At 59.3% G+C, this 13,383-nt stretch carries 12 protein-coding genes; 5 read left to right on the top strand and 7 right to left on the bottom strand.

The window, feature by feature from the left end:
- Positions 1-139: 139 nt before the first annotated feature.
- From LF252_RS19440 to LF252_RS19415, 6 genes are all read right to left on the bottom strand, one after another.
- Entirely contained in the window at positions 140-1,249 is a 1,110-nt protein-coding gene (locus LF252_RS19440; protein ID WP_226271258.1) for an alkene reductase, read from the bottom strand.
- Between the two features lie 84 nt (positions 1,250-1,333).
- Positions 1,334-1,603, bottom strand: coding sequence for an ArsR/SmtB family transcription factor (locus tag LF252_RS19435; protein WP_125421841.1), 270 nt, complete (start codon positions 1,601-1,603; stop codon positions 1,334-1,336).
- 119 nt (positions 1,604-1,722) lie between these two features.
- On the bottom strand, positions 1,723-2,331 hold the full coding sequence (locus LF252_RS19430; protein WP_226271257.1) for a superoxide dismutase: 609 nt from the start codon (positions 2,329-2,331) through the stop codon (positions 1,723-1,725).
- Between the two features lie 121 nt (positions 2,332-2,452).
- Positions 2,453-2,899 carry a nucleoside deaminase gene (locus tag LF252_RS19425; protein ID WP_226271256.1) on the bottom strand — a complete coding sequence of 149 codons (447 nt, stop codon included), beginning with the start codon at positions 2,897-2,899 and terminating at the stop codon, positions 2,453-2,455.
- Positions 2,900-3,031: 132 nt separating this feature from the next.
- The gene (locus LF252_RS19420; RefSeq protein WP_226271255.1) at positions 3,032-3,586 is read right to left on the bottom strand and encodes a hypothetical protein; all 555 of its coding nucleotides are present in this window, start codon (positions 3,584-3,586) and stop codon (positions 3,032-3,034) included.
- Positions 3,587-3,801: 215 nt separating this feature from the next.
- The gene (locus tag LF252_RS19415) at positions 3,802-4,254 is read right to left on the bottom strand and encodes a hypothetical protein (protein ID WP_226271254.1); all 453 of its coding nucleotides are present in this window, start codon (positions 4,252-4,254) and stop codon (positions 3,802-3,804) included.
- Positions 4,255-4,562: 308 nt separating this feature from the next.
- On the opposite strand from LF252_RS19415, the gene aspS reads away from it, so the two are divergent.
- The 3 genes from aspS to LF252_RS19400 all read left to right on the top strand — a co-directional run bounded on the left by aspS (position 4,563) and on the right by LF252_RS19400 (position 7,851).
- Complete coding sequence (aspS, locus tag LF252_RS19410) at positions 4,563-6,329, top strand: aspartate--tRNA ligase (RefSeq protein WP_226271253.1); 1,767 nt, start codon at positions 4,563-4,565, stop codon at positions 6,327-6,329.
- A gap of 42 nt (positions 6,330-6,371) precedes the next feature.
- The gene (locus LF252_RS19405) at positions 6,372-6,830 is read left to right on the top strand and encodes a hypothetical protein (protein ID WP_226271252.1); all 459 of its coding nucleotides are present in this window, start codon (positions 6,372-6,374) and stop codon (positions 6,828-6,830) included.
- A gap of 637 nt (positions 6,831-7,467) precedes the next feature.
- Positions 7,468-7,851 carry a hypothetical protein gene (locus LF252_RS19400; RefSeq protein ID WP_226271251.1) on the top strand — a complete coding sequence of 128 codons (384 nt, stop codon included), beginning with the start codon at positions 7,468-7,470 and terminating at the stop codon, positions 7,849-7,851.
- Positions 7,852-7,887: 36 nt separating this feature from the next.
- Here LF252_RS19400 and LF252_RS19395 read toward each other — a convergent pair whose 3' ends face one another.
- A complete protein-coding gene (locus LF252_RS19395) occupies positions 7,888-8,955 on the bottom strand; it encodes a phytanoyl-CoA dioxygenase family protein (protein ID WP_226271250.1) in 1,068 nt (355 codons plus the stop codon).
- Between the two features lie 215 nt (positions 8,956-9,170).
- Here LF252_RS19395 and LF252_RS19390 point away from each other — a divergent pair, with 215 nt between their 5' ends.
- Both LF252_RS19390 and LF252_RS19385 read left to right on the top strand, forming a co-directional pair.
- On the top strand, positions 9,171-12,248 hold the full coding sequence (locus LF252_RS19390; RefSeq protein WP_226271249.1) for a sensor histidine kinase: 3,078 nt from the start codon (positions 9,171-9,173) through the stop codon (positions 12,246-12,248).
- Positions 12,249-12,461: 213 nt separating this feature from the next.
- The gene (locus LF252_RS19385; protein ID WP_226271248.1) at positions 12,462-13,109 is read left to right on the top strand and encodes a response regulator; all 648 of its coding nucleotides are present in this window, start codon (positions 12,462-12,464) and stop codon (positions 13,107-13,109) included.
- Positions 13,110-13,383: the final 274 nt, after the last annotated feature.

Below are 13,383 nucleotides of genomic sequence, written 5' to 3'. Positions count from 1 at the left end.
GACACAATTTGAAACCTAAAGATACAAGAATTCTCTGCGGTGAAAATTCGCCCCGACGGGCTGTAAGAATGTCCAGAACGCAAACTGCCCCCCAACCCGAAGGCCGGAGGGCAGCTGAAGCGACAGGCCCCGAGTGGGCTTAGGCCTGAGCCGTCGCCAGCGCGGGGTAATCGGTGTAGCCCTGGTGGAAGCCTTCGGGGCCGGGAGCGTAGAAGGTAGAGGGGTCGGGCTGGGTGAGTTCGGCACCCTGCTCCAGACGAGCTACCAGGTCGGGGTTGGCAATGAAGGCGCGGCCAAAGGCCACGAGGTCGGCGCGGCCGCTCTGCAGGTCGGCTTCGGCGCGGTCCACGTCGTAGCCGCCGCTCAGGATGAGCGTGTTGGTGAACTTCTCGCGCAGGCCGGCAATGATGCTGGCCGGTACGGCCGGCGCGCCCATGCTCTCGTGGTTCACGATGTGCAGGTACACCAGGTTCAGCTTCTGGAGCTCAGCGGCCAGGTGCAGATACAGCGCGTCGATGTCGTCGAAGGTGGGGGCTACATCGTTGAAGGCACCGTAGGGCGATACGCGGATGCCCACGCGCTCCGCCCCGATGGCGGCTACCATGCCCTGAGCAATTTCCAGCACAAAGCGGGCCCGGTTCTCGAGGGAGCCGCCATACTCATCGGTGCGCTGGTTGCTCTTGGGGTTCAGGAACTGGTCGATGAGGTAGCCGTTGGCGGCGTGGATTTCTACGCCATCAAAACCCGCTTCCACGGCCAGCTTAGCCGAGTTGATGTACTCCTGCACCACTTCCTTCACCTCGGCGGTGGTCAGCTCGCGCGGAGTGGGCTGGGGCTGCATCTGCTGCTGGTCGGTCCACATGTCGCCGGCGGCGGCCACGGCCGAGGGGGCAATAATCTCGGCACCCTCGGGCATGTTCAGCGGGTGCGAAATGCGGCCCGTGTGCATCATTTGCACGAAGATACGGCCGTCCTTGGCGTGCACGGCGTCGGTTACCAGCTTCCAGCCCGCTACCTGCTCAGGCGAGAACAAGCCGGGGATGCGGGCGTAGCCCAGGCCGTTGGCTGAGGGCGAGGTGCCTTCCGTAACGATGAGGCCAGCCGTGGCGCGCTGGGCGTAATATTCGGCTTCTAGGGGGCCGGGCACGTTGCCCAGGGCGCGGCTGCGCGTCATGGGGGCCATTACAATATGATTCTGGAGCGTGAGGTTGCCCAGTTTGGCGGGCGAGAAGAGCTTCTTGGTTGCCATGTGCAGTTGATGCTGAGGGTTAACGCGGCTATAAAGCATCAACTAATTGAAATGTTTCGATGGGTTTGGGGAAATTTTTTGCGGCTAGCCCAACGTGTCGAAAAACGAGGCCAGCCCGCGCAGAGCCTCCCGGTTCAGGGTAATGTTCACGCACCGGCCACACTTCTGAGTTTGCACCAGCCCGCTGTCGGCCAAGATCTTGAGGTGGTGCGATACGCAGGGCTGGGAGAGGCCCGTCAGCTCCTGTACTTCGGCAAAGGCCAGCTGGTCTTGTTGGCTGAGGGCCAATACGATATTGAGCCGGTACTTATCTGCTAATGCTCCGGCCGATTTGGCCACCAGTTGCGTATCCATAGACAAGCAAGATAAGAAAAATTACCCGCCCGGGCCGGCTCCAGCGGCCGGGCCCACGGGGCAAAAAAGAAGGCTACCGAAGCGGCAGCCTTCCTGATAATCGGCGTGATAAAGGGCGCTTAGGCGGCCTCGGCGAAGCGCTTGTTCACCTCGTCCCAGTTGATGAGGTTGAAGAAGGCGGCAATGAAGTCGGGGCGACGGTTTTGGTATTTCAGGTAGTAGGCGTGCTCCCACACATCGAGGCCCAGTACCGGGGTGCCTTTGCAGCCGGAGTCGGGCATCAGCGGGTTGTCCTGGTTGGGGGTAGAGCATATTTGCACCGAGCCATCGGCCTGCTTGCACAGCCACGCCCAGCCCGAGCCGAAGCGGCCTACGGCGGCTTTGGTGAATTCTTCCTTGAACTTCTCATAGCTACCGAAAGCCTTATTGATGGCCTCGCCAACGGCCCCGGTGGGCTCACCGCCGCCATTGGGGCTCAGAATCTGCCAGAAGAACGAGTGGTTCCAGTGGCCGCCGCCGTTGTTGCGCACCGGCGCGGGGGCCGAGGCAATGTTCTGCAGCAGGTCTTCCAGGCTCTTGCCTTCCAGCTCAGTGCCGGCAATGGCGTTGTTGAGGTTGGTAACGTAAGCCTGGTGGTGCTTGCTGTGGTGGATTTCCATGGTTTGCGCATCAAAGTGCGGCTCCAGGGCATCGTAGGCGTAGGGCAGTTTGGGCAGTTCGAAAGCCATAATACAGAATGGTTTGGGGTGAAAAAGGGAGAGCAATACGTGCATAGCGTAGCGCCGGGCGCCGCCGCATGTACAACCGTTGTACCCGGTGTAGGGTTACGCGGAAGCGGCCAAAAGTAGATTATTTCCGCTTCCGGGCGAAGAAGTCCCGCATCAGCGCCTCGCACTCATCGGCCAGCACGCCGCTCACTACCTCGGCCTTGGGGTGCAGCAGCTGGCCGTGGCGGCGGTACCCGAATTTGGGCTCGGCGGCCCCATATACCACCCGGCGCACCTGGGCCCAGGCCGTGGCCCCGGCGCACATCACGCAGGGCTCCACCGTTACGTACAGAGTGCACTCCTGCAGATATTTATTGCCGAGGTTGTTAGCTGCTGCTGTCAGGGCCAGCATTTCGGCGTGGGCAGTTACGTCCTGCAGCCGCTCGGTTTGGTTGTAGGCGCGGGCAATAATGCGCTTATCCAGCACCACCACGGCCCCAATCGGAATTTCATCTTCCTCAAATGCATACCGGGCCTGCTTCAGCGCCTCCCGGATGTATTGCTCGTCGGAGTAGAGGGAGAGTGTCATGTTGAAGTGATAGGTGGAAAAAGACGTCATTCCGAGCGAAACCGAGGAATCTCGCGTGCTGACGTTATGGAAGTAAACCCAACATCAGCACGCGAGATTCCTCGGCTTCGCTCGGAATGACGAACTCAATTATTATTTCATCACAATGCTCTGCATCACGGCCTGGGCGGTGGGCTGCCACTGGGCCTGCTCGTCGGCGGGGGCATCGAAGGTGAATACGTAAAGCTGGTCGCCCTCAATGGCGTACTGCACCAACTGGTATTTGCGGATGGGGGCGAGGTTGCCGCCGCGGCGGTTGTCGGTCACCGTCGACACAAACTCCAGCACCACAAAATCCCGCTTGTTCACCGTCTGAATGTCCTCGCGCAGGAACTGCACCTTGCCGTACATATTCTGAATGCTGGCTTTGTAGATTTTCAGCAGCAGGGCGTAGTCCCGGTTGGTGAAGGTGGTGGGTTTTTGCTGCACGCTCAGGTCCACGCGGCCACTGGGGTTGCTGAACACGGCCAGCGGCTTGCGGGGCGAGGGGTACTTGGCGGCAATACCGTCATCGGGCAAAGCGGCAAAGCTCTCGGGCACGCCGAGGGTAATGTTCTTGCCCACGGCGGTTTTCTTGAGCTTGGGGCCGGCGAAGGCCAGCAGCGCCCCCAGCACCAGCAGCAACGGGGCAAAACGAAGTAGTTTCATGGTGTAAAGTAACGCAACCCGCCGCAAGCAGCCGGGCGCAGGGTGATTGGGTGAAAGTAGAAAACGCCGGCAAAGCACCGCCGCGTTCAAATGCAAAGCTCCGAGGCCTCAACGACCTCGGAGCTTATATCAGTGTCATTCCGAACGAAGGGAGGAATCTGGGTTAGTCCGTTCAGGTATTAAACCCAGATTCCTCCCTTCGTTCGGAATGACAGTTAGCGGCGTTTTTTAGTGGTAGCCACCGACGGATACTTGATGCTCACCTTCTTCCAGTACACGTAGTTGCCAGTTTTGGCCTCGATGAGGTAGGTGCCGGCCGGAATGCGGCCCAGGTCCACGGGCTCGCCGGTGTTGTTAGCCGGGTCGAGGGCGGTGGTGTACACGGGCTGCTTTTTGTAGTTGGTCATCACCAGCGTGCCGGGCTTGGTGAACTGCTGGGTGAAGCTGAGCATGATGCTTTGCCCACTCGACGACGGAAATACGTCAATACCCGACAGCGTTTCTACGCGCTTGATGGGGCCGTTGAGCGTTACAGGTTCGGCTTCCGACTTAGTTTTTACTTCGGTGCCGGTGGCCGATTTGGTTTTGGTTTTCACCTTGGTCTGAGCCTGCGCGGCCGAGAAGGAGAGGAGCGTGGCGGCCAAGGCGAGCAGAACGGGGCGTTTCATATGGAGTACAGAAGGTAGTTGACGAAAGAATGCTGGTTAGGAGAGCCTGTTTGCATACTCCGTACCAATTTTGCGCAAGCTTACGCAAAACCACTGTAAGCCGCCGAAATACGGCTTTTACAGCTTCGAGAAAGCGCGGGTGTGGCAGCTACAGCCCCTAATTTTTCCGACCCTACTTATTTTTCCTGCCTACCTTCGCTATTCTTACCAGAACTCAGAGCTGAGAAATAGGAAGCAAGAGAAGTAACGGACCTGTGCCAACTACATGCTTACTCAGCTCTAAGGTCTCACTTCTCAGTTCTACCGAAATGCTCCGGACTCATACCTGCGGCGAATTGCGCCCCGAACACGTTGGTCAAACCGTTACGCTCTGCGGCTGGGTGCAGCGCACCCGCGACAAAGGCGGTATTCTGTGGGTGGACCTGCGCGACCGGTATGGCCTCACGCAGCTGGCCCTGGAAGAAGGCGTGGAAACGGCCGAGGTGCGCGAGCAGGCCCGGCAACTGGGCCGCGAGTTTGTGGTGTGCGTGACCGGTAAAGTAGCCGAACGCCACTCCAAAAACGACAAAATGCCCACCGGGGCCATTGAAATTCGGGTGGAAAAACTGGAGGTGCTCAACCCCGCCAAGCTGCCGCCTTTCCTGATTGAGGATGACACCGACGGCGGCGACGACCTGCGGATGAAGTACCGCTACCTGGACCTGCGCCGCACGCCCGTGCGCCAGAACCTGATGCTGCGCCACCGCGTGGCCCAGGCCACCCGCCGCTACCTCGACGGCCAGGACTTCATCGAAGTGGAAACCCCGGTGCTCATTAAGAGTACGCCCGAAGGCGCCCGCGACTTTGTGGTGCCTTCCCGCATGAACCCCGGCGAGTTCTACGCCCTGCCCCAGAGCCCCCAAACCTTCAAGCAGCTGCTGATGGTATCGGGCTTTGACCGGTACTTCCAGATTGTAAAATGCTTCCGCGACGAGGACTTGCGGGCCGACCGTCAGCCCGAATTTACGCAGATTGACTGCGAAATGTCGTTTGTGGAGCAGGAGGACATCCTCAACACCTTCGAAGGGCTGGTGCAGTACCTGTTCCGGGAGGTGAAGGGCCTGGAAATTGGCCAGCTGCCCCGCATGACTTACGCCGACGCCATGCGCTACTACGGCAACGACAAGCCCGACACGCGCTTCGAGATGAAGTTTGTGGAGCTGAACGACGTGGCCAAGGGCTACGGCTTCCCGGTGTTTGAAGCTGCCGGGCTGGTAGTGGGCATCTGCGCTACTGGCGCGGCCAGCTACACCCGCAAGCAGCTCGACGAGCTGACTGAATACGTAAAACGCCCCCAGATTGGCGCCACCGGCCTGGTGTACGCCCGCGTGGAAGCCGATGGCTCGGTGAAATCGTCGGTAGATAAATTTTACTCGCAGGAGGCGCTGCAGCAGTGGAAGGCCGCCTTCAACGCTCAGCCCGGCGACTTGCTGCTGATTTTGGCTGGCGAGCCGAACAAAACCCGCAAGGCCCTCTCGGAGCTGCGCCTGGAAATGGGCCAACGCCTTGGCCTGCGCGACAAAGACACTTTCTCGGCCCTGTGGGTGGTTGATTTCCCCCTGCTCGAGTACATCGAGGAAGAAGGCCGCTACTTCGCCATGCACCACCCCTTTACCTCGCCCAAGCCCGAGGACGTGCCCCTGCTGGCCTCGCCCGACACAATTGGGGAGGTGCGCGCCAACGCCTACGATATGGTGATTAATGGCGTGGAAGTGGGCGGCGGCTCCATCCGCATCCACGACCGCTCGGTGCAGGCTCAGATGTTTGGGCTGCTCGGCTTCAGCCCCGAGGAGGCCCAGGCCCAGTTCGGCTTCCTGCTCGACGCCTTCGAGTACGGTGCGCCGCCCCACGGTGGTATTGCCTTCGGCTTCGACCGTCTCTGCAGCCTCTTCGGCGGCGCCGACAGCATCCGCGACTTCATTGCCTTCCCCAAAAACAACTCCGGCCGCGACGTGATGATTGACTCGCCCTCCCAGATTTCGGACGCGCAGTTGAAGGAGCTGAGCATCAAAACCGATGTAGTAGCGGGCAAGTAAGCCGTTGTGGATAGAAGTTCAGCATTACCAGCAGTAACAGAAGTGCGCTACTCGCGCGGACCAACCTTCTCGTTACTGCTGGCAGTGGTGTTTTTAGTATGGGTGTGTTGGGATATCTACCGCTTTTTCTCGTACTGCGTAATTTGTGCGGCTGACCTGCAGCGCAATTATGCATTGTTAGTGCTGTGGATTCTGGCAGCGGCCTTTGCGGGGTGGGAGATGTGGCATTGGGTCCAACGTCGTCAAGCCACGCAGCCTGCCTTGCAGTTGAGCACAATGGGAGTTTGGACAGCCCAGACTGGTTGGCTGCCTTGGTCCCAGGTTAGTTTGGTAATTGCTCGTTGGCACGGGGCGGTATCATTGTATTACGTCGATGCGTCCGTGAAACCTGCTTATATCCGTTGGCAACTGTATGAGCTGGCCATTGGTGGCCATCGTTTGCAACAGCTGTATCAGCAGTATTCTCAGCCACACGAAGCGGTTAATCTGACAATAGACTAAAACCATTCCGGCCGCAACCTGATAATTAATTCTCTCTCCGATTTAGGACGTACAGCTGAAGGTACTAAGGATTAGTGCCGATATGGCAGCGGGTAAGTAATCAATGAGTCAAAAACCGAGGAAGGGTAAGCAGCAGACTTTCGAGCACGAGATATACTACTCGCGGAGTAGCATTGTAGTTGATGGGATTTTGGCTTTGCTTTTTCTTGGAATAGATATCTGGATAGCAATAATTGGGAACTACTGGGGAGGGCTGTTTTTCAGTGGGGCTGCATTGTTCACTGTATTTCGTGCCGTAAAACGAGCACAGGTTACTGGACCAGCCCTAAGGTTTGGCCGTGCAGGAATATGGACTGAGAAGCTTGGGCTGAGAACCTGGCATCAGGTTACTGCAACGATTGAGGTACATGTGGGTACCCGAGGTAACACGTCAAACCGCTTATCTATCCTACAACGCGGCAGCAAAACAATGGAACTGCAAAGCCTAGTAGTTGATGATCTGGCCGTAGATGAACGAACCTTGCAGGTGTGGTTAAAGAATTACACCGAAGGTGAACTCTCCTGATAATTGCTTGAACAACAAAAAGCGGCACCCGATGCATCAGGTGCCGCTTTTTGTTTCTATTACTTTCAGTGTATGAATATTGATTTAGAAAGTGCCTTCATCAACGAATATGTGGTGAAGAATAAGCGCCAGCGCTACCTAGATTTTATTAAGTCACCGAAGCGGAGAAAGACGTTTCTTGAAATGCTTTATCATGGAAAGGATCTTGATAAAGGCAAGCTTAAGCCATTGATAGGCCATTCTGAAACAGAAATAGCAAAACGAATAGAGGGTAGTCAAATCACTTCCTGTTACATCATTTCCGTCAACTCAGCTTTAGATGGTAGGCAGATGCCTGTCAAAGATGCTCTGGCTGAGATTGTAGCGTACACCGAAGCCATCGTACTGATATTCGGACAGTGCGAGTTCATCTATTACTTGGGCGAAGCTCCATACAATGAATATCTAAGCTTATGAGCGGCTTCTGACGCTTCAAGATGTTTTAACATCTACTTACCGCCACGCCATATTCTCCTTGAACTCCACCGGGTACATGTTCAGGTACTGCACGATGCGGGGGTAGGTGCCGCGGTTGGGGCTGCTGCCGTGGGGCAGGAAGTGGTGCCAGATGACAAAATCTCCGGCGTTAGCGGCAATGGGTACGGCTTGCGCATCTAGGTTCGCGCGGCGCGGGTCGGTACCAGGCGGGAGGCTGTTCAGCCAGGATTCCAGCGTGCGGTGGAAGCCGGGCACGCAGCAGAAAGCCCCTTGCTCGGCGGGAGTGTCGCAGAGGTAGAGCAGACCTTGGGTACCAAAGCGGAACGGGGGTTCCAGGCTCATATCCCAATGCAAATAGGGGCCTTGGAAAGGCAGGTTCGGGGTTTCGGGCGGGTTGAAGCTGGTGCGGTCGGTAGTCTTCCAGAGGTCGGTGGTGCCCCAGAGCTGAGCGAAGGCCTTGTGGATACGCTTGGATTGTCGGTTAGCCTGCAGGGTAGGATGGTGGTAGAACTCCATCATAATACCCTTCCCAATGGGCCGCTCATACCAGGTAGCCGGGTTGAGCGGGTCCATGCCCAGCGCGTCCCAGACGGCCAGCTCCGTGGCCTGGGCCTGCTCCCGCAAAATAGCCTCCCGTACTATCACGTAGCCATTTTCCTCCCAGAAAGCGAGGTCGTCGGGGCTGAGTACGTCGGGTTCCTGCTCTAGCTCGTGTAAGCTTTCCAGCAAGGCTGCTGGGTACGGCTGGCCGGAGAACAGGCTGTTCAGCCGGTCAATCTGGAGCGCATCAAGCTGCCCGTTGTGCTTCCCCAATATCCACTGCTCGAACTCCGAAAAACTGGGCACCTGCCGTCCCAGATACTGCATGGTTTCTTCCAGCGGCAGGCCCAAACCGTTCAGCAACAAATTGTCGAAGCGCCAGCTTTGCTCGGTGGGCGGTACAAACTCGCCGTTGCGTTGCGCCAGTATGCGCGCCCAGAAATGTTTCAGGTATTGAATGCCTAACTCACCGGTTTCCTGCGGACTGACAGTTGAAGACGCCGGTTGACTGTTGCTGATAGAACGGGATATAGAGGCTGCCATAAAGAAAAGGAATGCGAGTGGGAGCAAGGTACGCCGCCGCCAGCACCCTGCCAACCCCGCAGGGTAGATACTGTTGTGTCGTGGTTTCAGGCATGGTAAGCTGTGTGGCAAGGGCTGGAATACTGTCAAAAACCCGCCGCACCATGCACTATATAGAACTTGGTGCATACATACTGGCAATTCGGTAGATTCAGCCGCTGATTGGTGCCGCTGTTATGAAACGTCTCATTCCTGTATGTGCGCTTTTGCTCGGGCTGGTTGGGCTGCTCCTGAGCCGGCCCGCGGCAAGCCAGCCGGCGCTGGCATTTCGCACCCTCACCGCGCAGGATGGCCTGGCCGAAAACAGCGTGTATGCGGTGGTGCAGGACCGGCGGGGCTTTTTGTGGGTTGCTACCCAGGATGGCCTTTCGCGCTATGATGGGGTGAGCTTCCGCACATTCCGGAACGATGCCCGGCAGTCCGCCAGCCTGGGCAGCAATTTCGTGCTGGCGTTGTGTCAGGATTCGGCGGGGTACCTGTGGGCCGGTACCGGTGGGGGCCTGTCGCGCTATGATCCTGCTACCGGCCGGTTTCGCACGTTTCGGGCCGCCCCCGGCGACGCCAGCGGCCTGCCCGACAACTTTGTGCTGACGGTACTATGCGACCGGCAAGGGCGCGTGTGGGCCGGCACCGAAAGTGGGCTGCACCGCTTCCAGGCCGCTACGCAGCGCTTTACGTCGTTCCGGCACCAGGCGGGGCCGGGCGGCAGCGTCCGGCGCAATGCGGTGCGGGCACTGGCCCAAGACCGGGCCGGGCGGCTGTGGGCCGGCACCGGCGAAGGCGGTGTGAGCTGGCTGGACACCGTGCGCAACTGCCTGGTGCCCGATACCCGCCTGCCGGCCGCTGGCCCCATCAAAGCACTGTGCGCCGACCACCGAGGCGGACTGTGGGTAGGCACCGAAACCGGGGCGCTGCACTACCTGCCTCCCGGGGGAGGCGCGGCCCGGGTGGTAACCCTAGCCGCCGTTACTCGCGGCAAATCAGGCACCATTAGCATTAAAACGATTTTTGAAGACCGGGCCGGCACCTTGTGGATTGGCACAGGTGCCGGGCTGGCCCGCTACGATGCGCCAACTGGCACGTTCCGGTTTCAGCAGCACCAACCCCGTAACCCCCAAAGTCTGCCCGATAACACGGTGCAGGCGATATTTCAGGATCAGGCCGGGATGCTGTGGGTAGGCACGGAAGCCGGTCTGAGCCGGGCCGATTTGCGTCCGTCCGTGTTTGGGAGCGTGCCCACCGCCGTGGCTACCGGGCCGGTATGGGCCATAGCCTCCGATGCTGCCGGCCGGGTGTGGCTGGGCACCGAGCAGCAGGGCGTGCTGTGCTACGACCCCGCTACGGGCCAGCAGCAGCAGTTTCGGCACAACCCCACCGACCCAGGCAGCCTCAGCCAGGACTATGTGCGGGCGCTGTGTTTCGACCGGCGTGGCCGGTTGTGGGTGGGCACGCAAAGCCAGGGGCTCAACTGCCTGGAGCCGGGTAGCAAGCGGTTTGTGCGTTTTCGTCACGATCCGGCCAACCCGTATTCACTGGCCGATGACCTAATTCAATCGGTGTACGAGGACCCGCAGGGCAAGCTGTGGGTGGGGCACAATGGCGGCGGGCTGTCGTGTTATAACCCGGCTACCGGCCGCTTCACCGCCTTCCGCCACGACCCCGCCAACCCCGGCAGTTTGCCGAACAACTACGTGCGGGCCACGCTGCAGGACCGGCAGGGGCGTTTTTGGGTGGCTACCGGAGGCGGCGGACTCTCGCGCTTCAACCCCGCTACGGGCCGTTTTACCACTTTTCGGGTAGATGAGCGCACTGCCAACGGGCTAAGCAGCAACTCGGTGCGCAGCGTGTTGCAGGACCGGCAGGGCACGTTGTGGGTGGGCACGGAAGGGGGCGGCTTTGCCCGGCTCGACGACCCGGTGCGGGGCCGCTTCACCACTTTACGGGAAGCCCAGGGCCTGCCCAATGACGTGGTGTACAGCATGCTGGAAGACGCCCGGGGTAACCTGTGGCTGGCTACCAACCAAGGGCTGGCCCGCTTCACGCCCCGCACCCGGCAGTTTCTCACGTTCGACTCGCGCGACGGGCTGCTGCAGGATGAGTTCAACGCCGCAGCCTGCCACCGCTCGGCGGCGGGCAGCTTGTACTTTGGGGGAGTGAACGGGGTGGTGGCTTTTCGACCCGAAGCTGTGCGTACCAACCCGGTGCCGCCGCCCGTGGTACTCACGGCCCTGCGGCGTTTCAACCAGCCCGTAGAGCTAGCCGATACTACCATCACCGAGCGGCGCAAGTTGCGCCTGGCCCCCGAGGACTATGTATTTACGCTGGAATTTGCGGCGCTCAACTATCGGCAGCCCGAGAAAAACCGGTATGCCTACCGGCTGGAAGGCTTTGACCCCGCTTGGATTGAGGCGGGCAACCGGCATGAGGTTACCTATACCAACCTCGACCCCGGCACCTACACCTTTCGGGTGCGGGCCGCTAACAACGACGGGGTATGGAGCCCGGTGGGAACCAGCCTGCGCATTTTAGTAGACCCACCCTGGTACGGAACCTGGTGGTTTCGGATTGGACTGAGCTGGATAGTGCTGGCGGGACTCTTTCTGTTGTACCGGCTTCGGGTGCGCCAGCTGCTGGCCCTAGAGCGGGTGCGCCACGGTATTGCCCGCGACCTGCACGACGATATGGGCTCCACGCTCAGCAGCATCTCCATCCTGAGCCAGATTGCCCGCAACCACCAGCGCCAGCACCGGCCCGAGCAGGCCGCCGCCGTGCTGGAGCAAATAGGAGAATCGTCGCGCCGGATGCTGGATGCCATGGACGATATTGTGTGGGCCATCAACCCCGCCCACGATGGCCTCGACGATGTAACTGCCCGTATGCGGCGGCTGGCTTCCGAAATGCTGGAAGCGGCGGGAGTGGAGCTAACCTTCCGGGCCGATGACGCGGTGCTGCCGGGCCTGCGGTTTGATATGCGCACCCGCCGCGAGTTTTTTCTGCTGTTCAAGGAAGCCCTCAACAACCTGGTAAAATACGCCCGCTGCCAGCACGCTACCATTACCCTGGAATATGAACAGGGAAGACTATTACTCACCGTGCACGATGACGGCGTGGGCTTCGACCCGACTGCACCGGCGCGGGGCAGCGGCAACGGCCTAGTCAATATGCGCGCCCGGGCCGCGGCCATGCGGGGCCAACTCACCATTCATTCGGCCCCCGGCCAGGGAACCACGCTGCAATTGAGCGTGCCTGTGTGAGAGCTTGGAATTGAAAACTTAGAATTGAGAACCGAGGGTCTAGAAACAAAAGGTGAACACAGGCTGAACATAAGAACCAGGCCCGCGTCCACTTCTCAACTCTAGGCTCTCAGTTCTCAATTCTAAGCTCTAGCACCCTCACATCATTATGCAGTAGCATCCGCATAGTGGGCTGCGTATTTTCGTTAACTCCCGGCACTGCGCCCCACCTATATGCCTGATACCACCCGCATCCTACTCTACGAAGACAACCCCGACCTGCGCGCCGGCTTAAGTCAGTTGCTTAGCAGTGACCCGAGTTTGGAGCTAACGGCTGCATTGGGCAACTGCACCCAAGCCGAAACCGACGTGAGCCAGTACCGTCCGGACGTGGTTCTGATGGACATTGACATGCCTGGCTGCACCGGCATTGAGGGGTTGCGGCGTATTAAGCAAGTGGCCCCGCAGGTGCAGGTAGTAATGCTCACCGTATTCGAGGATAACGACCGGGTGTTTGAGGCCGTGTGCGCCGGTGCCGATGGATATCTGCTCAAGAAAACCCCGCCCAGTAAGATACTGGAGGCCATTGGTGAAGTGCGGAACGGCGGAGCTCCCATGACGCCCGCCATTGCCCGGCAGGTACTGCGGCTGTTCCCGAAACCAGCCCCGCGCCAACCCGAAGAACAGCTGGGTACGCTCAGCACCCGCGAACAGGAAATCTTACGCCTGCTGGTAGAAGGATACAGCTACAAGATGATTGCCGCCGACCGGGGCATCAGCATCGATACGGTACGCTCCCACATCAAAAAAATCTACGAGAAGCTGCACGTGCGCTCCATGACGGAGGCTGTAAGTAAGGCCCTGCGCCAGGGGCTCGCCTAGCGCGTAGGCGGAGGACCCTCACATCAATATGTTATTGCCAGGGCCGGCGGTGTTGAGTATCTTATCCGGGTGTTCGGCGGCTGTGTGGGCCGCATGTTGAGGGCTGCCATCATACTACCGTACCGTCATGCGCAAACCACGTCGTCAGCTGCTGATTACCTTGCTCGGGCTCTGGCTTACCAACCGCCCCGCGCTGGCCTGATGCCGGCATAATGTAGCAAAGGAGGCACTGAGAAGGCTTTTTGGTTAGGGAAACGCTATATTACCCTATTCG

It is taken from the genome of Hymenobacter pini (assembly GCF_020421205.1).
In the GTDB taxonomy this organism is placed as follows: Bacteria; Bacteroidota; Bacteroidia; order Cytophagales; family Hymenobacteraceae; genus Hymenobacter; species Hymenobacter pini.
The sequence above is the reverse complement of the archived record's forward strand: the minus strand, read 5'-3'. Positions and strand labels throughout refer to the sequence as shown.